Annotated in this window: 16 protein-coding genes; 13 read left to right on the forward strand and 3 right to left on the reverse strand. The window is 61.8% G+C overall.

Going from position 1 to position 19,546, the window contains the following annotated elements:
- The first annotated feature begins 59 nt into the window (after positions 1–59).
- The 5 genes from K3148_RS10505 to K3148_RS10525 all read left to right on the forward strand — a co-directional run bounded on the left by K3148_RS10505 (position 60) and on the right by K3148_RS10525 (position 8,719).
- Positions 60–419 carry a carboxymuconolactone decarboxylase family protein gene (locus K3148_RS10505; protein WP_221424750.1) on the forward strand — a complete coding sequence of 120 codons (360 nt, stop codon included), beginning with the start codon at positions 60–62 and terminating at the stop codon, positions 417–419.
- Positions 420–1,063: 644 nt separating this feature from the next.
- Entirely contained in the window at positions 1,064–2,305 is a 1,242-nt protein-coding gene (locus K3148_RS10510; RefSeq protein WP_221424751.1) for a serine hydrolase domain-containing protein, read from the forward strand.
- Positions 2,302–3,735, forward strand: coding sequence for a metallophosphoesterase (locus K3148_RS10515; protein ID WP_221424752.1), 1,434 nt, complete (start codon positions 2,302–2,304; stop codon positions 3,733–3,735). Before K3148_RS10510 ends, K3148_RS10515 begins: the two co-directional genes overlap by 4 nt.
- Positions 3,732–7,532 (forward strand): GMC oxidoreductase, encoded by a 3,801-nt coding sequence (locus K3148_RS10520; RefSeq protein ID WP_221424753.1) that lies wholly within the window; start codon positions 3,732–3,734, stop codon positions 7,530–7,532. The genes K3148_RS10515 and K3148_RS10520 overlap by 4 nt, the downstream gene beginning before the upstream one ends.
- Positions 7,533–7,576: 44 nt before the next feature.
- A complete protein-coding gene (locus K3148_RS10525; RefSeq protein WP_221424754.1) occupies positions 7,577–8,719 on the forward strand; it encodes a beta-ketoacyl-ACP synthase III in 1,143 nt (380 codons plus the stop codon).
- On the opposite strand, the gene K3148_RS10530 is transcribed toward K3148_RS10525, so the two are convergent.
- Complete coding sequence (locus tag K3148_RS10530) at positions 8,680–9,756, reverse strand: phosphatase PAP2 family protein (RefSeq protein ID WP_221424755.1); 1,077 nt, start codon at positions 9,754–9,756, stop codon at positions 8,680–8,682. The genes K3148_RS10525 and K3148_RS10530 overlap by 40 nt on opposite strands.
- Before the next feature lie 100 nt (positions 9,757–9,856).
- On the opposite strand from K3148_RS10530, the gene K3148_RS10535 reads away from it, so the two are divergent.
- Together K3148_RS10535 and K3148_RS10540 are read left to right on the forward strand one after the other, a co-directional pair.
- On the forward strand, positions 9,857–10,606 hold the full coding sequence (locus K3148_RS10535; protein ID WP_221424756.1) for a phosphatidylserine decarboxylase: 750 nt from the start codon (positions 9,857–9,859) through the stop codon (positions 10,604–10,606).
- Complete coding sequence (locus tag K3148_RS10540) at positions 10,603–11,445, forward strand: CDP-alcohol phosphatidyltransferase family protein (RefSeq protein ID WP_221424757.1); 843 nt, start codon at positions 10,603–10,605, stop codon at positions 11,443–11,445. Before K3148_RS10535 ends, K3148_RS10540 begins: the two co-directional genes overlap by 4 nt.
- Here the strand turns inward: K3148_RS10540 and K3148_RS10545 are convergent.
- On the reverse strand, positions 11,414–11,656 hold the full coding sequence (locus K3148_RS10545) for a hypothetical protein (RefSeq protein ID WP_221424758.1): 243 nt from the start codon (positions 11,654–11,656) through the stop codon (positions 11,414–11,416). The two genes, K3148_RS10540 and K3148_RS10545, sit on opposite strands and share 32 nt — an antisense overlap.
- A 354-nt stretch (positions 11,657–12,010) precedes the next feature.
- Between K3148_RS10545 and rpsB the strand changes: the two genes are divergently transcribed.
- Both rpsB and tsf read left to right on the forward strand, forming a co-directional pair.
- The gene (rpsB, locus tag K3148_RS10550; protein WP_221424759.1) at positions 12,011–12,760 is read left to right on the forward strand and encodes a 30S ribosomal protein S2; all 750 of its coding nucleotides are present in this window, start codon (positions 12,011–12,013) and stop codon (positions 12,758–12,760) included.
- Between the two features lie 121 nt (positions 12,761–12,881).
- On the forward strand, positions 12,882–13,808 hold the full coding sequence (gene tsf, locus K3148_RS10555; protein ID WP_221424760.1) for a translation elongation factor Ts: 927 nt from the start codon (positions 12,882–12,884) through the stop codon (positions 13,806–13,808).
- Positions 13,809–13,948: 140 nt separating this feature from the next.
- Here the strand turns inward: tsf and K3148_RS10560 are convergent, their stop codons facing one another.
- Complete coding sequence (locus K3148_RS10560; protein ID WP_345719531.1) at positions 13,949–14,977, reverse strand: formylglycine-generating enzyme family protein; 1,029 nt, start codon at positions 14,975–14,977, stop codon at positions 13,949–13,951.
- A gap of 325 nt (positions 14,978–15,302) precedes the next feature.
- Between K3148_RS10560 and K3148_RS10565 the strand changes: the two genes are divergently transcribed.
- From K3148_RS10565 to uppS, 4 genes are all read left to right on the forward strand, one after another.
- Complete coding sequence (locus K3148_RS10565; RefSeq protein WP_221424762.1) at positions 15,303–17,216, forward strand: sulfatase-like hydrolase/transferase; 1,914 nt, start codon at positions 15,303–15,305, stop codon at positions 17,214–17,216.
- Positions 17,217–17,394: 178 nt separating this feature from the next.
- Positions 17,395–18,120 carry a UMP kinase gene (gene pyrH, locus K3148_RS10570; RefSeq protein WP_221424763.1) on the forward strand — a complete coding sequence of 242 codons (726 nt, stop codon included), beginning with the start codon at positions 17,395–17,397 and terminating at the stop codon, positions 18,118–18,120.
- A 51-nt stretch (positions 18,121–18,171) separates the two neighbouring features.
- Complete coding sequence (frr, locus tag K3148_RS10575) at positions 18,172–18,729, forward strand: ribosome recycling factor (RefSeq protein ID WP_221426689.1); 558 nt, start codon at positions 18,172–18,174, stop codon at positions 18,727–18,729.
- A 121-nt stretch (positions 18,730–18,850) separates the two neighbouring features.
- On the forward strand, positions 18,851–19,534 hold the full coding sequence (gene uppS / locus K3148_RS10580) for a polyprenyl diphosphate synthase (RefSeq protein WP_221424764.1): 684 nt from the start codon (positions 18,851–18,853) through the stop codon (positions 19,532–19,534).
- Positions 19,535–19,546 lie beyond the last annotated feature (12 nt).

Below are 19,546 nucleotides of genomic sequence, written 5' to 3' on the forward strand. Positions count from 1 at the left end.
CGCCAGACCCCCGGCACTTCCTCCCGCCGGGGGTCATTCATTCAGCGAAGGACAAGACCATGTCGCACACGACTTTCAAGGACTGGCCCGCAATGGGAGCCGGGCTGATCCCCGCGATCAAGGAACTCCACAAGGGTGCGCCCGGAGTAATGAAAGCCTTTCGCGAGATGGGCAGCGCGGCGCACGAAGGCGGCGCGCTCGATCCCAAGACCAAGGAATTGCTCGCGGTTGCGATCTCGGTCGCAGTGCGCTGCGATCCCTGCATCACCTATCACGTCGAGGGAGCGCGCAAGCACGGCGCGACGCGCGAGGAGATAGCTGAAACACTCGGCCTGGCGATCTATATGGGCGCCGGACCCAGCGCGATGTATGCAGCGCAAGCCCTCGAGGCCTACGACCAATATACCGATCAGGCATGAGGCAAGCGGCTGTGAAGATATGCCGGTCTCGCTCAAAAGGTCCTAGCAGCGATAAGGATCGAGCAAATTTTGCCTGACGGCAGCTAAACCGATAGGAAGCTCCGAAAGCTGACCGTCGGCTACCGGCCCATATGCGGCCATTTTCGGAATATTTCTCCGCACCAACAAGTTCACCGCCGTACGACCGCGTGGTTCGTAAGGCGAAAGCGAGTTCTGCAAAGGTCAAATCGAGCCCCCGCAACCAAATCAATAAGCCCGCCATCCCAGGCGGGCTTTTTTGTGCCCGAAAGGCACTTACGCCTCGTCTTTGCCGTGTTTCGAAAACGATATGCAGGCAAGTTTGGTTTGCGAACATTCGCAGTCTACGAAGCAACCGCATTGGACGAATTCATTGCAATAAAGCGCCGTACCAAGCCGCTGATCGGGGCTCGTTGCCTCGCAGTATCTGACTTATTGCCTCCGTCACTACTGTCGATCGCGTCTGGCATTGGTTCACTGTAGGCTTTCGATACAGCGTGAAGCCTGCGGCGCGGCTCTCGACGGCATTTGTCTTCGCTAGGTAAGCCAAGCGTTAACCATTTTTACCTAGGCCTGTTAGCGAAGGGGCGTGGACGGGTCCGCCCCCTGTGAGGGGTCTTTTAAGAATGACACATGGCTTGGTGTCCGCACAGCGGGCGTTAGGTGCCGCGCCGGTCCAGGTGGGCGGCACGGTTGCGCAAGGTTTCGAACCGGTGGTGCAAGCGTTTACCGCGGCCCTGGAGGCCCGCACGGCGCTTGGCGCGGCCTGCACGATCTATCACCGCGGCGAGAAGGTCGTCGATCTGCAGGGCGGATGGAAGACCACCGATCGCACCCGTGCATGGGATAGCGATACCGCGACGCTGGTCTATTCGCTGACCAAGGGTCTGACCGGTATCGCCGCAGCCGTGGCGGTCTCGCGCGGGCTGTTCTCCTATGAGGAACGGGTCGCCGACATCTGGCCGGAATTCGCCGCGCACGGTAAGGACCGGATGAGCGTGGGCGAGGCGCTGAGCGAGCAGGGCGGGCTTGCGGCCATCGATTTCAAGCTCACGCTCGACAATCTCGCCGACGAGGACGCGATTGCAGCGGCCATCGCGGCGCAAAAGCCCAACTGGACGCCGGGCGAACACGCCGGCAACCACGCCTACACGCTTGGCTGGATCGCCAGCGAACTCATCCGCCGCCGCGATCCGCAAGGCCGTAACCTCGGGCGTTTCTTCGCCGAGGAAGTCGCCGCTCCGCTGGGCGCAGACGTCTGGATCGGCCTGCCCGAAAGCGTGGATCGCGACCGGCTGGCGCGGATCAAGGGCTTCAAACTGCAGGACCTCTTCATCCACCACACCACCATGCCTTGGGCGCTCACCTTCGAGATGTGCCTGCCCGGCACGCTCGCCTTCCGCACGCTCAACAACCCGCTGATCATGCAAGGCCCCGGCGCGCTCGATTGCGAGCAGTTCTGGCAGAGCGGGCAGGGCGGGGCAGGCGGCATCGCGTCTGCCGATGGGCTTGCGAAGGTCTACCAGGCCTTCACCGCAGGCGGCGCGGCGCTAGGCATTACGCCTGAGGTCATGCGCCACCTCACAGAGGGACATAAGCGCCCCTCAAAGGGACTGAAGGACAAGGTGCTGAGCGCCGAAATGTATTACTCGCTCGGTTTCGAAAAGCCGTTCGAGCAATGGGAATACGCCCGCACCCGCAGCGCCTTCGGCAGCTTCGCGGTGGGCGGTTCGCTGGCCTATGCCGACCCGCAGGACGAGGTCGCCTACGCCTGGATCACCAACACCCTCGGCACCGGGAAATGGGACGACCCGCGCGAAAAGATCGTGCGCGAGGCCTTCTATTCCTGCCTGGAGAATATCGCATGAGCATCGCCCATATCGTCCTGTCGGACCTCCACCTCGGCGCGCGTGACAGCCTGCTGACCCATGTCAACGGCGCGGACGAGATTGCCGACGGGCCTTCCGAGGTTCTGGCGAGCTTCGCCAACGCGCTGCGTGAGACGCTGAAGGAGGGCGAGAAGCCGCAACTGGTGCTGCTCGGCGATGCGCTGGATCTCGGCCTCTCGCCCTTTGGCGATGTGTCCAAGAGCTTTCTCCAGCTGATCGACGCCTTCTTCCCGGCCGATGGCGGGGAAATATTCAGCCGCGAAATCATCTACGTCGCGGGCAATCACGATCACCACCTCTGGCGCATGGCGCAGGACCACCGGTTCGTGCGCTCGGTGATGAAGGGCGAAATTCCGGGCGATCTCGAACACGTCACGACCATCACCGGCACGCCGACGCATCGCTGCCGCATGATGGAATCGCTGATCGCGCATCGACCGCACATGGCGGGCGCGCATGTCCACATCGCCTATCCCAACTGGGGCGTCGCCGACCGAAGCCGCAACCGCGCAGTCGTGATGCACCATGGGCATTACATCGATTCCATGTACCGTGCCCTGTCGAACTTCCGCAGCTTCCTCGAAGGGGGCGAAGCGCGGCCGGCGACCATGCACGAGCTGGAAGAACAGAACGGCCCGTGGATCGACTTCCTGTGGTCCGACCTTGGCAGCGCCGGCAAGATCGGCGGCGAGGCGGGCACGCTTTACGAAACCATGCTGAGCGCGGGCGCGAGCCATGACATGGCCGAAAGCATCGCGCGCCGCGTCACCGGCGGGCTGCACGCGAAGCTCGGCATCAATCCCAAGATGGAGCTGAAATACGGCATCACGCTCGATAACCTGATCCGTGCAGGCGTGGACCTGACGGCCGGACGCGGTGCGGAAAAGCAGCGCGAGGGCTATCGCCATGTGCTGGGCGAGGACGAGGTCGACGATATTGGCTGGTATCTCGGCACGCCCATGGCCGCGCAGCTGCGCGAGGAGCTGGGCGAGCTGCCGCAGGAGCTGCATTTCGTCTTCGGCCACACGCACAAGCCGTTCCAGGACGAGCTGATGGTGGAGGGTTACGACTTGCCTGTAGGCGTTTTCAACACCGGCGGCTGGGTGCTCGACGAGCCGGGCCTGATGCCGGTGCAGGGCTGCGCCGCCATGCTGGTGTCGGACGAGCTGGAAGTTGCTTCGCTGCGCCTGTTTAACGATCCGGTCGACGGCGTGATGCTGCCCGTCCGCGTCGAAGGCAGCGGGCGCGAGACGAAGCTGGTGGGCGAAGCCGCCGTCGCGGTTGAGGCCGCTGCCTCGCACTGGGCCGATTTCTCCCGCGCCGTCCACACGCGCATCGACGAGGAGGGCGCCAAGCGCGTGCGCCGCTTCCTCGACAAAACCGAACACATGCGGGAGGCCGCGGAATGACCACCATGCAGAAACGCATCGCCAAGCCGCTGTCGCAGGCGAAATCGCACTACACCGTCGTCGTCATCGGCTCTGGCTATGGCGCAGGTGTCGCCGCGAGCCGCCTTGCGCGTGCCGGACAGGATGTCTGCGTGCTCGAACGCGGCAAGGAGTTCCTGCCGGGCGAATATCCCGACAAGATCGCCGACGCCCAGGGCGCGATGCAGTTCAACGCCAAGGGTGGCCGCATCGGCGAACCTGATGCGCTGTTCGAAGTGCATGTGAACGACGACCAGTATGCGCTGGTCGGTTGCGGCCTCGGCGGTACCTCGCTGATCAACGCCAATGTCGCGCTCGAACTCGACAAGCGCCTGCTCGACGAAGCGCACTGGCCCACCGCCTTCCGCGAGAACCGCGAGGAGATCGACGCCTATTACGAGCGGGCGCGCGAGATGCTTTCGCCCAATCCTTATCCCGACAGCTACCCCGCGCTCGGCAAGCTGGAGGCGCTGGAGCATTCGGCCAAGGCGATGGGCAAGCGATTCTACAAGACGCCGATCAACGTCACTTTCGAGGACAAGACCAACCGCTTCGGCGTGCCGCAACCGGCCTGCACCAATTGCGGTGATTGCGTTTCGGGCTGCAATGTCGGCGCGAAGAACACTACGCTGATGAATTACCTGCCCGATGCGGCGAACCATGGTGCGGAAATCTTCACGCAGGCCAAGGTGCTCTGGATCGAGCGCGAAGGCGATATGTGGCGCGTTCATCTCGAAGCCAATGGCAAGGATGCAGGGCACGGACCTGCCACCATCACCGCCGAGCATGTCATGCTGGGTGCAGGCGCAATCGGTTCGACCGAAATCCTCCTGCGCTCGCGCGACAAGGGCTTGGAGCTGTCAAAGCGCCTTGGCCACGGTTTTTCGGGCAATGGCGACGCGCTGGGCTTTGCCTATGACAGCTATTTCAAGACCGAGAAGCAGGGCGATGTGCTCACCGCGCAGCCGATCCACGCCATCGGCGTGGGCGCGAACAACGTCGCCAAGGAAACCTATCCCGGCCCCTGCATTACCGGCGTGATCGATATTCGCGACACGAAGGACGTGACCAAGGGGCTGGTGATCGAGGAGGGCGTGGCCCCCGGCATCCTCGGCGCCGCGCTCGCGCCTGCTTTCTTCTTCGGCGAGGCGCTGGCCGACGGCTTCACCCGCTTCGGCATGGACCAGGTCAAGCCGCGCCTGCTCGACGCCAAGGCGATGGGCGAGGCGTTCCAGGCCGACCCGGCCAGCATCGGCGAATGGGCCTACAAGGGGCCGCTCTCGCGGATGCAGACCTATCTCGTGATGAGCGTCGACGATTCGCACGGCGAGCTTGCGCTCGAAGATGACCGCATCACCGTTCGCTGGTCCGATGCGGGCAAGCAGGACACCTTTACCCGCGACGACGATCTGATGCGCGAAGCCGCCGAAGCGATCCAGGCGCAATATTTCTCCGACCCGATATGGAACGCGCAGATGGGCCGCAAGCTCGTCACCGTCCACCCGATCGGCGGTTGCGGCATGGGCGATGATGCGGCGAGCGGCGTGGTGGACGATACCTGCCGCGTCTTCGCTGGCGAGGCGGGCACGGAGGTCCACGAGGGTCTCTACGTGTGCGATGGGGCGGCGCTTCCGGGCGCGGTCGGCGTCAATCCGCTGCTGACGATCACCGCCGTGGCCGAACGCGCGCTCGAGAAGATGGCGCAGCGCAACGGATGGTCCATCGACTACACGCTGGGCGCCGAAGGTCCGCTGCCGGAGCCGGTGGAGGACGATTGCGGCGTCGATGACGAACCGTTCAAGGTCAACTTCGGCGAAAAGCTCGAACTCTCGGTGGCAAAATGGGTCGCCGGACACGCCATCGATCCGGTCTCGCGCCAGATCGAGGCGGCAGCGCTCCATTTCGAGAACGACGCCATCGACGAGGGTAAGGCGGCGATCCGCAAGCTGGTGAAGGAGCATCCCGAGGCGATGAGCCCAGGGCTCGCCTTCACCGAGACTATGGCCGGACATATCAGCGCCAAGGGCCGCCACCATCGCCCCTGCGATCATGCCGAGCGTATTCGCGACGATTACGCCAACGGCGCGGCATGGGGGCGCTGCGAGGGAAGCGAATGTAGCTTCCTGCTAACGGTCACCACCGAAAACCTCCACCGCATGATCGAGGAGCGCGAGCATCGCTCGGCCATCACCGGCACGGTGCTGGTGAGCGCGATTTCGCCCGACCCGCTTCCCGTGCGCGCAGGCACGTTCCGCCTGCTGGTGGCCGATCCGGGCCAGCCGGAAAGCTGGAAAATGCTGTACGACATGGTGCTGGAAGGTCCCGAAGGGCCGATCCACTTCCACGGCTTCAAGACGCTGCAGCAGCGCGGCAAGTCCGATCCCTGGACCGATCTCACGACGCTGTTCGTCACCCTGCGCCACGGCGAGGACGAGACTGGCGAGTTGATCGGGCGCGGCGTGCTGAAGCTGGGCGTCAACGAATTCATGCGCCAGCTGACCACGATCGAGGTGCACGATTCCGACACGCTCGTCGGCCATGTCGTGAACCTCATCCCCAAGGCGAAGAAGGCCATCGAGACCGTCTTCGTCGCCAAATACGCGGGCTTCTTCGCGATGACCGTCTTCCGTGCCTATGGTGGGATGCTGGCGACGCTGAACAACTTCCCCAAGACCGATGCGGAAAGCTTCGTGGCCCGCGAGATGCGCCTGCCGCCCGCCGAAAGGCACGTGGTGCCGACGGGCGACGGGGTGAACATCGGCCTGACCCGCTATCGCGGCGGCACGCGCGGCCCGCTGGTGCTGGCCCCCGGCTTCTCGGTGCGTGCCTCCAGCTTTGCGACGCCCACGGTGGACGAGAACCTCACCGAGAGCCTCGTCGCCAAGGGCTACGACGTGTGGCTGTTCGACTACCGCGCCAGCAACGACGCGGGCAACGACGTCGAGCGCCCGCCCGAATTCACCATCGACGATATCGCCCGCTACGACTGGCCCGCCGCGGTCGGTGAAATCCGCAAGGTCACCGGCGCGGACAGCGTCCAGGCGCTGGCGCATTGCGTGGGGTCCATGAGCCTCCTGATGGGCATCGGCGCAGGCCATGTCTCGGGCGTGCGTTCGCTCATCAGTTCGCAGCTGACGCTGCATCCGGTCACCGACTGGCTGAACTACCTCAAGGCCGATCTCGGCGTGGCAGGCGCGCTGTCGCAGATCTCGCTGCTCGACGGGCATCTCGATTTTGTCAGCCAGGGGACCGAGACCGATTACGAGATCGACGCGGTCGCCTACCAGATCCCCATGCCGGACGGGCAGGCCTGCAAGAACCCGACCTGCCGCCGCGTGTTCGGCGTGTTCGGCCCGAGCTGGGATCATGCGCAGCTGGGACACGATACGCATAACGCGCTGGGCAGCATGTTCAGCCGCGTGTCGCTCAAGCCCTTCGAACAGCTCGGCACGATCATGCACGAGGGACTCGCGGTCGATGCAGACGGGCAGGCGGTTTACACCAGCGCCGATGCCGCGCGACGGCTGGCGCTGCCGATCAGCTTCCTGTCGGGCGCGACCAACCGCATCTTCTATCCGGAGAGCGGGCAGCGCACGCGGATGTGGCTGGCCGAGCGCAACGGCGGCGATCTCTACCAGCAGCGCGTCGTGCCGAACTACGGGCACATGGACCTGTTCATCGGCTACAACGCCCATCGCGACGTGACGCCGGTGATCCTCGAGCAGCTCGAATGGCTTGACGCGCAGGCCGAGGCGAGAGGAGAACGCCGCACGGCGTGACATGCTCTCTTGCGGGGCGGCGGGAGCGGGACTAGTCACGCGCCATGACCGAAAAAGCCACAATGACCGGCCGCCCCGTAATCTCCGCAACCGGCCTCTTCACCCCGTCCGAAAGCATTACGAACGAGGAGCTGGTCGCCAGCTTCAACGAATACGTGCGGCGCCACAATGCGGCGAACGCCGAGGCGATCGAGGCGGGCGAAGTGGAGGCTCTCAGCGAAAGCTCGGTCGAATTCATCGAGAAGGCGAGCGGCATCAAGGCCCGCCACGTGATGGCAAAAGAGCCGGTGCTCGATCCGGAAATCATGGCCCCGCGCTGGCCGCAACGGTCGAACGACGAGCTGTCGATCCTCGCCGAAATCGGCGTGAAAGCGGCGACACAGGCGCTGGAGCGCGCCGGGCGCAAGCCGGAGGATGTCGACGCGGTCCTGTGCGCGGCCTCCAACATGGAGCGCCCCTATCCGGCGATGGCGATCGAGATCCAGCAGGCGCTGGGGATCGACGGCTTTGGCTTCGACATGAACGTCGCGTGCTCGTCTGCCACCTTCGGCATCCAGACCGCGGCGGATTATATCCGTGCAGGCAATGCGAAGAGCGTGCTGGTCGTCAGCCCGGAGATTACCAGCGGACACCTCAACTGGCGCGACCGCGACAGCCACTTCATTTTCGGCGACGTGGCGACCGCCGTGCTGGTGGAAGACGCTGCCATCGCCCCTGCGGAGCATTGGGACATCCTCGGCACCAAGCTGAAGACGGTTTTCTCCAACAACATCCGCAACAATTTCGGCTTCCTCAACCGCGCCTATCCCGAGGATGCGGGCGGGCCGGACAAGCTGTTCGTCCAGGAAGGGCGCAAGGTTTTCAAGGAAGTCGTGCCCATGGTCGCGCAGATGATCGTGGACGAAGCCGAGCGGCTCGATCTCGATCCGCAGGGCCTGCGCCGCCTATGGCTGCACCAGGCAAACACCGGCATGAACCGCCTGATCGCGCACCGCGTGCTGGGTCACGAGGCGAATGAGGACGAAAGCCCGACGGTGCTCGACACCTATGGCAACACCTCGAGCGCAGGCTCGATCATCGCCTTCCACCTGCACAGCGAGGACCTGAAGGCCGGCGACACCGGTCTCATCTGCAGCTTCGGCGCGGGTTATTCGGCGGGTACGGTGTTCGTCCGCAAGTCGGCCTGACCGCCGGGGACCGGCACGCGGTCCCACGCCTTGAAGACGAGCTCGGCGAATTTCCAGATCAGCCACACGGCGACGAGGCTGACGAGCCCGTCGAGTGCGTAGTGATAGGCAAGGTGGACCGATCCGATCCAGATCACCACCATGAACCAGAAGAAGAACCGTCCGGCCTTCACCGAGGTTTCGCGAGCGGCCAGCCAGAACAGCACGCACACGGCGATGTGCATGGAAGGCATGGCGCTGATCCCGCGGCCAAGGCTGTTGTCGGAATTCTGGTAGCCTTCGAGCAGCATGTCCTGCACCGGCACGGTCATCACCGGCACCTGCTCGTTGGCCCATCGCAGATAGTCCATCTGCGGGGCGAAATCGGGGATGCCTAGGATCGGCTCGGCGAACACCGGCCCGACCGAGGCAAGCCAGGTCGCCATGAGACCGCCGACGATGGACCAGGCCATCGCGTAGCTCAGGAAGAACTTGCGCCGCACATCGGCGTTAATCGCCGGAGAGATCGCGACCACCGCGACGCCGAAATAAAGGAGAAGGATCCACAGATGATAGAGAACGGCGATGAGCGCCGTCACGATCGGATATCCAAAAACTGGCTGCAGCACTTCCCACGCGTCGTACCCGAACAGCAGCGCGCGCTCCCACGCGATGAATGTCGCGTCCCAGTCGAAATCGGTGAAGAGCGGGATCATCGCCTTCAGGCTGGAAAAGACCGGGATCAGGATAGCGCAGATGAGGAGGACCGGCACACTTGCCACGAGCCGCAGGAGCGCCGAGCGGGTGAAATAGCGCTCCTTCGCCCACGAAAGCGGGCGGGCGGGTCTGTCGCGGTAAAGGCGCCACAATATGTCGACGAAGAACCAACCGATCGCGCCGGTGTAGATGAGCTGGATGCTCATGTTCGAATTCGCATTGTCATACGGAATGTCGAACCGCGCCCACAGGTAGAACACCACCGCCGCGCAGGCGAGGGCGTAGACATAGACCGGAAATTCCCCCCACCAGCGGCGGGCAACCTGGGCAAGCGTTTTCATAAGGCGGCGTTTACCATCGTTGGGTGAAGGAATCTCTAAGCCGGTGATGCACCCGCGTTGCAAGCTTGTGGGCCACGCTTTCCCCGCGTAGTGGACAGCTATGGCAGGAGACCTCCAAGACAATCAGGGGCGGGGCGATACGGTTTCGGCCCTGCCGCGCATCCATCCCGAAGGTCGCAAGTTCGGACTTGCCGCGCTGGGCCTGTCGCTAATTTTCGCGTGGTTTGCGTGGGAAACGCTGGCATGGCCGATGGCTTTCCTCTCGCTCGGCTTTTTCGCTTTCTTCCGCGATCCGGAACGCGTCGTGCCGCAGGACGACCGCTTCATCATTTCGCCCTCCGATGGCCGCGTCCTTAAGATCGAGGAAGTCGCGCCGCCGCGTGAGCTGGTGGTCGACGATGGCAGCGGGACCGAAGGGCTGGCCAACGTGCCCGTCACCCGCGTCTCGATCCACCTGTCCCTGTTCGATGTCCATGTGAACCGCACGCCGATCGCCGGCATGGTGCGGCGCCTGATCTACATTCCGGGCAAATTCCTCAACGCCGATCTCGACAAGGCAAGCGAGGACAACGAACGCCAGCACATCCTGATCGAGCGGTCGGACGGGTTGAAGGTCGGCTTCACCCAGATCGCCGGCATCGTCGCGCGGCGAATTGTTTCCTTTGCGAAACCGGGAGATACGCTGGGCGTTGGTCAGCGGGTGGGCATGATCCGCTTCGGCAGCCGGGTGGACATCTACCTGCCGGCTGGCACGGGGTCCTACGTCATGGTCGGCCAGAAGGTGGTTGCGGGGGAAACCGTGATCGCCGCCGTGGGCAGCCAGCCCCTGCTTGAAGGAGTTACGCAATGAGCCTGCTGTCCGATCCCACGCCGCGCCCCGAGCCGGAAGAGCGCGCGCGGCTCGGCCCCAAGGCGGCCGAGGACGAACAGCCGGTCATGGGCAAGTCGCGCGGCCTGTCGCTGCGCGCCATGGCGCCCAACGCGATTACGGCGGCGGCGCTGTGTTCGGGGCTGACCGGCATCCGCTTTGCCATTTCCGAACAGTGGGCGGCGGCCGCCGTGGCGATCATCGTGGCCGGCATCCTCGACGGGATGGACGGGCGCATCGCGCGCCTCCTGAAGGCACAATCGCGCTTCGGGGCAGAGCTCGACAGCCTTGCCGATTCGCTGAGCTTCGGCACCGCGCCCGCGATCATCATCTACCTGTGGTCGCTTTCGGCGGAGCCGCGCTGGGGCTGGTTCGCCGCTCTGGCGCTGGCGATCTGTTGCGCCCTGCGTCTTGCGCGCTTCAACGCGCAGATCGACATGGAAGAGCAGCCGCACAAATCGCTCGGCTTCCTGACCGGCGTTCCGGCACCCATGGGAGCGGGGCTCGCCTTCATGCCGTTCTACCTGTGGTCGGCAACGGGCTTCGACGTATTTCGCGAGCCGATCTTCGTGGCGCCCTGGCTGCTTGCGACCGCTCTGCTGATGATTTCGAGCATGGCGACGCCGAGCTGGACGTCGCTTCGCCCGCGACGAGGCATTCGTCTCTGGGTACTTGCGTTCGTGGGATTGCTCTTCGCGGCACTGCTGGTCGAGCCCTGGTGGACGCTGAGTGCGATCGGGATCGGTTATTTGGCGCTGCTGCCGTTCACGCTGATGCGCTACGCACGGATCAAGCGGCGCGCTGCGTCACCTGCCGGATGACCGGATAGGCGCGGACCTGACGCCCGAAGCCATTTGCACTGCCTGTAATGATCGATGGGCGAGGGCCGACGCCCGCGCTCGCATACCCCTGTTTCATGCGCTGCCGCAGCGTGCCGAAAGCGGACCACCAACGCAGTCCGCTATCGGCGAGTACGAGCACCGTCGCCACACTGGCGAGGGCGAAAGCGGCAATGAGAACAGTTGCGAACATATCGGCCATCTCCTCCCCGCCCGCCTGTGCACAAAGCTGTTGACAGCCGGGGTAAATTTACGGGAAAACCCCTAAATCCCGCCGGGTGTTCCGGCGATGAGAACAATGTTCCTGTTTTGTTCTCCTTAGTCAAGCGCTTTTTGCGCCCAAGCTGTCTTTTTTTGGGACAAAATGAGTCTGGATTTCGCTTTGGAATCCCGCTAGACGCGCGCCGTTCGCCCCGGATTCGGCCAATTCGGGCCATTCAAAGGGCGGACAAATCCACATGGAAGGCACACATACCGGTGCCCGGCGCGGGACACTCCGCACCACGGGTTCCAGCCTTCCAGAGGTACAACCGGAAAGGAAATGATCATGGCGGCTCCTACCGTCACCATGCAGCAACTGATCGAGGCCGGCGCACACTTCGGCCACCAGACCCACCGTTGGAACCCGCGCATGAAGCCGTACATCTTCGGCGCGCGCAACGGCATCCACATCATCGACCTGTCGCAGTCCGTGCCGCTTTTCGCGCGCGCTCTCGACTTCATCGGCCAGACCGCGCGTTCGGGCGGTAAGGTCCTGTTCGTCGGCACCAAGCGCCAGGCGCAGGACCCGATCCGCGAAGCCGCGCTCGCTTCGGGGCAGCACTTCGTCAACCACCGCTGGCTGGGCGGCATGCTCACCAACTGGAAGACGATCTCGGGCTCCATCAAGGAACTCAAAACGCTGGAAGAAACGCTCTCGGGCGACACCAGCGGCCTGACCAAGAAGGAAGTGCTGAACCTCACGCGCAAGCGCGACAAGCTCGAGCTTTCGCTCGGCGGCATCCGCAACATGGGCGGCATTCCGGACGTGATGTTCGTGATCGACGCCAACAAGGAAGACCTCGCCATCAAGGAAGCCAACGTGCTTGGCATCCCCGTGGTCGCCGTGCTCGACACCAATGTCGATCCGAACGGCATCGCCTTCCCGATCCCGGGCAACGACGACGCTGCCCGCGCCATCAAGCTCTATTGCGACGCGGTTGCCGAAGCAGCTCGTTCGGGCAAGGGCGAAGGCGTGACCGATTCGGGTGCCGACGTCGGCGCGATGGAAAATCCGCCGGAAGAAGCTGCGGCCTGAGGCCATTCCCGTGGGGCGGCTGCGTAGCGTGGCCGTCACACAAGCGAACTATGCGCCGGGCCGCTGATACCAGCTGGCCCGGTGCTGCACGCATCCAAGACTACCCAAGAAGGAATTTACCATGGCTGCATTCACTGCCGCTGACGTGAAGGCCCTGCGCGAGAAGACCGGCGCGGGCATGATGGACGCCAAGAAGGCTCTCGAAGCTGCGAACGGCGATATCGAAGCCGCTGTCGACGCCCTGCGCGCCAAGGGGCTCGCCACCGCCCAGAAGAAGTCGAGCCGTACCGCGGCCGAAGGTCTCGTCGGCATCGCCGTCGAGGCTACCCGTGGCGTTGCCGTCGAAGTGAACTCGGAAACCGACTTCGTTGCGAAGAACGACCAGTTCCAGGACTTCGTTCGCAAGACCACTCAGGTCGCGCTCACCACCGACGGTGACGATGTCGAAGCCCTCAAGGCTGCCGGCTATCCCGACGGCGGTTCGGTCGCCGAAAAGCTGACCAACAATGTCGCCACCATCGGCGAGAACCAGCAGATCCGCCGCATCAAGACCGTTTCGGTCACCAACGGCGTGATCGTGCCCTACATGCACAACGCGGTCGCCCCCGACCTCGGCAAGATCGGCGTCCTCGTCGCTCTCGAAAGCGAAGGCGACAAGGCCAAGCTGGAAGAGCTGGGCAAGAAGCTCGGCATGCACATCGCCGCCGCTTTCCCCCAGGCCCTGACCGCTGACGGCCTCGACGCCGACGTGATCGAGCGTGAACGCGCGATCGCCAAGGAAAAGGCTGCCGAAAGCGGCAAGCCCGAAAACGTCCAGGAAAAGATGGTCGAAGGCGCGGTCAACAAATACGCCAAGGAAAACGCCCTCCTCAGCCAGGTTTATGTCATCGACAACAAGACCCCGATCGCACAGGTCGTGGAACAGGCTGCCAAGGACGTCGGCGCCAAGGTCGAACTGGTGGACTATGTCCGCTTCCAGCTCGGCGAAGGCATCGAGAAGGAAGAGAGCGACTTCGCAGCCGAAGTCGCCGCTGCCGTCGGCGGCTAAGCGAAAGCTTGCTTCGTGAAGAATTGGGCCGCCGGAGTTCGCTCCGGCGGCCTTTTTTCTTTCAGGCCATACGCGGATGAAGGTAGCCGACCAATTGCTGGTGTCTGTCACGCAGAGAAAACGGAGCTATTGCACTTTATTTAATGTGCATCCACGCCGAGAGCGCTGGGATGAGCGGGCCTCCGGTCATAAACCAGACGGAAGCCAACATTGCTCGCTCCCATCGCCGGGTCCCGTCCACTACGCGATGCAGGTCGATAACGTTGGCAGTAATTTGGCGCACACAAATAACTGCCCCCCTTAATTACCCTAGAGGGAAATTTCGGATTTACCGGATCATAAGCCAGGGTTTCGCTTGGTCCTTGGGGATTGTCCCGGTCGTTAGGATCGTGTCCCGCGCGATAGAGATCTGCGGTCATTTCCCACACATTGCCGACCGTGTCGTAAAGGCCGTTCGAGTTGGGCTTGTAGCATCCAACGGGTGCGATGCCTTCAAATCCATCTATCTTTTCATTGGCTACGGGAAAGACCCCCTGCCAGCTGTTCGCTTCAGCGGGCTGTTCACGGCTTGGTTTGGCGTCTGCTTTTGCGGCGTATTCCCATTCGGCTTCGGTGGGAATGCGTCCTCCAGCCCATTTTGCGAAGGCTTCCATGTCCTGGTAGGCGAGATGAACTGCCGGTTCATTCGCGCTGTAGTCTCGCCCCTTTGGGCCAAAGGGTTTTTTCCAGTTTGCACCGGGCAGGTAAATCCACCAATCGCGATAGTGGCTGGACGCCTTCGAAGGCGGAGTGAAAACTGCAGATCCCGGACTAAGCATGTGTGCTGGAATTTGGCTCCGAGGCACATCGAAAAGGGCAGGGTCGACGGGCTTTTCCGCGATGGTCACATAGCCTGTCTCCTCCACGAAGCGCGCGAACCTCTCGTTCGTAACCTCGGTCGTATCGATCCAGAAACCGTTCACGCGGGTTCTGCGCACAGGCCCTTCCTCGCTATAGATACCTTCCTGACCCATCAGGAACTCCCCGGATTCGAGGCGCACAAAGCTCTTCTGAGGTAAGGAGCATTTTCGCTGGGCCGATATCTCCGCTTGGGAATCTACGCTAGATTCCTTTTTTGGTGAGCAAGCGCTTAGGGTGATCATGCAAACAACCGCGACCATTCTATGCATGAATCATGCAACCTTTCGTTTTCGGCCGTGAACTTGGCTCATATGGATTTTTTAGTGGCTGGAGTATGGTTGGTTGACATATTTGGTCTCAGACCTTGGTTGGAGTCCGAACGATCTTATGATCCCGAAGCGACCTTACAGGGTTCTTTGGCGCTCGTCACATCCACAATCTTACGAACAGTTGGGGTCGTGGATCTCACTTTCCGCTAGCAGGGGTTGCCTATTGGGAAAATTCAAATCGATTATTAGGATAAGTCTGCTGAACGGTTGACTTGAGAGAAATTGAAAACCAAGGTCAAGCAAAGTTCGATTGGGGCGGAATTCCATGAAGTTTAAGTTTGTGCTGGCCTTGGCCGGTTGCCTCGCCGCGTGCGGTGGGGAAGGCGGATCACAACCGGCACCCGTCGCGACGTCCTCGCCGACGCCGACACCGACATTGACACCGTCACCGGTTTCCGAACAGCCCAACGTGATCGTCATTCTCGCCGACGATCTCAATGATTATGTCGAGCCGCTACAAGGCCATCCACAGGCATATACGCCTAACTTCTCACGGTTGGCGCGGCTTGGCGTCACGTTTTCCAATGCCCATGCAAATTCACCCGTCTGCTCCCCTTCAAGGGCGAGTTTCATGTCCGGTTATCTTCCGTCCACCAGCGGAAAATACCATTCGACATATCATTTTCGCGATCATGCGGTCCTCAGTGATGCAAAACTTCTTCCAGAGCATTTTCGGGACAACGGATATGCGGTCTACAATGCGGGAAAACTTTTCCATGAGCAGCAGTATGACAACACCGTTTTTGGTAATTTTGAGGAGGAGACACAGGCAACCGGCCGAAATGATCGGTCGGGGGGTTATTTTGGCCCCATGTCTGAATTTGGTCCTTATCCGTGGGACGGGGTTTCGATAGCTGAGGGCAAACCTACTCGTTTCATTCCTTACGGGGTAGAAGGTGCTGACTGGAGTCGGCTGAGGTGGGGTAAGGCGGAATTGTTGCCGGGTGGGCGCTGGAACAGCAATCCGGACTTGCCGGCTGCCATACAATCATGGTCATGGGGCTATGGCAGGATTTCCCAGCCGCCAACGTTTACGTCCGACATGAACAGCTCCTATCCGGCGGGGCATAGCTATAGTGGTTTCGCGGGTCCGTCGGGCGAATTCCGCTATGTCAGCGATAGCGATCGTTCGCTTCTGACCGATGAGCGTATTGCTCGCTGGGCCTCGGAAGTGCTGCGCAAACAAACCCCGAGCGAGCATAAATTTGCAGAAACTGCGCCATTAACCAGCCAGCAATTTATGATGATGCTTGGGCTAACGAAAACGCATAGCGCCAGATACATCCCGGACGCCTATTTCGACGAGTTTATCGCTGCACGAGGCCTACAGTCGATCGACGATGTTCAATTCCCCGAATTATTCGAAGGAAGTCTACACAATAGCGACCTCGCGGACGTTCCGAATTCCGCACTCTATGGCCATGGCCGCAAAAATTTCGACCAGCTAATTGAAGCTGGAAGCTCAGGTGGATTCATCCCAGATCTGGTAAATCCTGGCTCGTTCATACCGAACACCCAAGAGAATCTCCTCCGAAGTCAAATTCTCAGCTACCTCGTGTCGGTGTATGTGGTCGATCAACAGCTTGGACAGATTCTCGATGCAATCGAAGCTGATCCGACGATGAGGAGAAATTCGATCGTTATCGTAACGTCCGATCACGGTTGGGCGACTGGCCAGAAAATGATGTGGGGAAAGATGTCACTTTTCAGCGAAAGCACGCGGATACCGTTGATTATCGCGGATCTGAGAGGGCGCTTCGATAACTCGCGCGGAACAGTGTCGGACATTCCGGTATCGCTGATTGATATTTATCCGACGCTGATCGAACTCGCGGACATACAGGAGGTGTTAGTGCCTGACGGCCGTCCGCAATTAGATGGGCAGTCGCTCGTTCCCGCTATGATGAATCCAGGGCGACCTGCGATGAGCAGAACGCCATACGCCATAACGTCTAACTTTGGTGGTTACTCTGATTCAATTTCGACCGCGGTTCCCAGCTTTCGCAACCATACCATCCGTGGCGGTCGTTGGCGCTTCACCCTTTCACGCGGGAGCGCAGAGGAACTTTACGATCATAAGGCTGATCCCAACGAGTTTCATAATATCCATGATCGCGCTTACTGGATCGATCTTAAACGAAAGCTCGATACCGAGTTGCGGTCGCAAATCGGTATGTAGTATCTGGCGGGGGTCGCCCTCGAGTTGCAGCTCGGCGAAGGCATCATTCCGGTTTTCGCGGGACAACGAGCGCCGCCAAATTTGGGTGCTGCCCCTGTGATGCTCTAATCCTTTCTCTTTGCGCCGTGCACCCTTCCTAGCTAAGGACCCCCAAACCCCAGAAATAGAGACTGCCTCCATGACCCTCCCCAAGATGAACCGCGTCCTCCTCAAGCTTTCGGGCGAGGTGTTGATGGGGGACCAGCAGTTCGGGATCGACCCGGCCTTCGTGCTGGAGCTTGCCAAGGAAGTGAAGGCGGCCAAGGATACCGGCCTTGAAATCTGCCTCGTCATCGGCGGGGGCAATATCTTCCGCGGCATGGCGGGTGCGGCGCAGGGCATGGACCGCGCGCAGGCCGATTACATGGGTATGCTCGCCACCGTGATGAACGCGCTTGCGATGCAGAGCGCGCTCGAGCAGTTGGGCGTGGAAACCCGCGTGCAGAGCGCGGTACAGATGGACCAGGTGTGCGAACCGGTGATCCGCCGCCGCGCCGAGCGTCACCTCGAAAAGGGCCGCATCGTGATCTTCGCCGCCGGCGTCGGCGCGCCCTATTTCACCACCGACAGCGGCGCTGCCCTGCGCGCTGCCGAGATGAAGTGCGACGCGCTGCTGAAGGGCACCAGCGTCGATGGCATCTACGACAGCGATCCCAAGAAGAACGCCGATGCCAAGCGTTACGAAACCGTGAGTTACTCCAAGGTGCTCGCAGACGATCTCAAGGTCATGGACGCCAGCGCCGTGGCCCTTTGCCGCGACAACGAGATTCCCATCGTGGTGTTCTCGATCCGCGAGAAGGGCAATGTCGTGAAGGTTCTTTCGGGCGAGGGCACGCAGACCATCGTCACCGACCACACCGCTTGATACGAAACGAGAAAGACAAGAGGAAGCCGATCATGGCCAAGTACGGAGCTTATAATGAAGTATGATAGGGCCGATATCGAACGCCGCATGAAGGGCGCGATCGAAAGCCTGAAGGGCGATCTTTCGGGCCTGCGCACGGGCCGCGCCAACACCAGCCTGCTCGATCCCGTGGTGGTCGAAGTCTATGGCTCGATGATGCCGCTGAATCAGGTTGCCACCGTCTCGGCGCCCGAACCGCGCATGCTCAGCGTGCAGGTGTGGGACAAGGCCAATGTCACCGCGGTCGAGAAGGGTATCGCCAAGGCCAATCTCGGCCTCAACCCGATGATCGACGGCCAGAACGTGCGCCTGCCGATGCCCGATCTGACCGAGGAACGCCGCAAGGATCTCGCCAAGCTTGCCGGCCAGTATGCCGAACAGTCCAAGATTGCGATCCGCAACGTCCGCCGCGACGGCATGGAAGCCTTGAAGGAAGACGAGAAGAAGAAGGAAATCTCCGAAGACGACCGCAAGCGGTCCGAGGACGAGGTCCAGAAGCTGACCGACAAATACGTCGCCGAAGCCGACCAGGCCGCATCGGCCAAGGAAAAGGAAATCATGACGCAGTGATTATGCGTTTTTTCCAGTTTTCCGTTCGGGCTGAGCTTGTCGAAGCCCCGTCCTTCCTTCAGGAGCTGCACTAGAAGAAAAGTGCGGCCCTTCGACAAGCTCAGGGCGAACGGATTTGGGTATGGAGCCTGACAATAAGATCGCCCGCCATGTCGCCATCATCATGGACGGCAACGGGCGCTGGGCCAAGCGAAAGCACCTGCCGCGCGCCATGGGTCACCGCAAGGGCGTGGAGGCGGTGCGCGAACTGGTGCGCAGTCTCAAGCACACCGAAATCGAGTGCCTGACGCTCTACGCCTTCAGCAGCGAGAACTGGAAGCGCCCGGAGGACGAGGTCGACGACCTGATGAATCTCATGCGCAAGTTCATCAAGTCGGACTTGCCCGAATTCATCGCCAACGACGTGAAGCTGCATATCCTCGGCGACTGGCGCGGGCTGGCGCCCGACATCGTCGCCATGTTGGAGGATGCGCTGGAGCAGACCTCGGGCGGGTCGCGCACGTTGGCCGTGGCGCTCAATTACGGGGCGCAGGCGGAAATCGCCGCGGCCGCGCGGTCTGCGGCCGAGCAGGGCTCGATCACCGAAGAGGCGATCGAGGCCAATCTCTACACCGCCGGCTTGCCGCCGCTCGATCTTCTGATCCGCACCAGCGGCGAAGTGCGCCTGTCCAATTTCCTCTTGTGGCAGGCCGCCTATGCGGAAATGATCTTCACGGAAGTTTTGTGGCCCGACTTCACGTTCGCGCATCTGCAGGATGCGCTGGACCAGTTTGCGGGCAGGGAGAGACGTTTTGGCGGCAGGTGAGAGCGGAGCGGT

The sequence above is a fragment of the Qipengyuania aurantiaca genome, assembly GCF_019711375.1.
Lineage (GTDB): Bacteria > Pseudomonadota > Alphaproteobacteria > Sphingomonadales > Sphingomonadaceae > Qipengyuania > Qipengyuania aurantiaca.

Bases quoted from the DNA above. Each gene is read 5' to 3' on its own strand.
- K3148_RS10540 (WP_221424757.1), top strand. From the start codon at position 10,603: ATGAGCCTGCTGTCCGATCCCACGCCGCGCCCCGAGCCGGAAGAGCGC.
- tsf (WP_221424760.1), top strand. From the start codon at position 12,882: ATGGCTGCATTCACTGCCGCTGACGTGAAGGCCCTGCGCGAGAAGACC.
- K3148_RS10530 (WP_221424755.1), bottom strand. From the start codon at position 9,756: ATGAAAACGCTTGCCCAGGTTGCCCGCCGCTGGTGGGGGGAATTTCCG.
- pyrH (WP_221424763.1), top strand. From the start codon at position 17,395: ATGACCCTCCCCAAGATGAACCGCGTCCTCCTCAAGCTTTCGGGCGAG.
- K3148_RS10520 (WP_221424753.1), top strand. From the start codon at position 3,732: ATGACCACCATGCAGAAACGCATCGCCAAGCCGCTGTCGCAGGCGAAA.
- rpsB (WP_221424759.1), top strand. From the start codon at position 12,011: ATGGCGGCTCCTACCGTCACCATGCAGCAACTGATCGAGGCCGGCGCA.
- uppS (WP_221424764.1), top strand. From the start codon at position 18,851: ATGGAGCCTGACAATAAGATCGCCCGCCATGTCGCCATCATCATGGAC.
- K3148_RS10525 (WP_221424754.1), top strand. From the start codon at position 7,577: ATGACCGAAAAAGCCACAATGACCGGCCGCCCCGTAATCTCCGCAACC.
- K3148_RS10515 (WP_221424752.1), top strand. From the start codon at position 2,302: ATGAGCATCGCCCATATCGTCCTGTCGGACCTCCACCTCGGCGCGCGT.
- K3148_RS10545 (WP_221424758.1), bottom strand. From the start codon at position 11,656: ATGTTCGCAACTGTTCTCATTGCCGCTTTCGCCCTCGCCAGTGTGGCG.
- K3148_RS10505 (WP_221424750.1), top strand. From the start codon at position 60: ATGTCGCACACGACTTTCAAGGACTGGCCCGCAATGGGAGCCGGGCTG.
- K3148_RS10560 (WP_345719531.1), bottom strand. From the start codon at position 14,977: ATGCATAGAATGGTCGCGGTTGTTTGCATGATCACCCTAAGCGCTTGC.
- K3148_RS10535 (WP_221424756.1), top strand. From the start codon at position 9,857: ATGGCAGGAGACCTCCAAGACAATCAGGGGCGGGGCGATACGGTTTCG.
- K3148_RS10565 (WP_221424762.1), top strand. From the start codon at position 15,303: ATGAAGTTTAAGTTTGTGCTGGCCTTGGCCGGTTGCCTCGCCGCGTGC.
- K3148_RS10510 (WP_221424751.1), top strand. From the start codon at position 1,064: ATGACACATGGCTTGGTGTCCGCACAGCGGGCGTTAGGTGCCGCGCCG.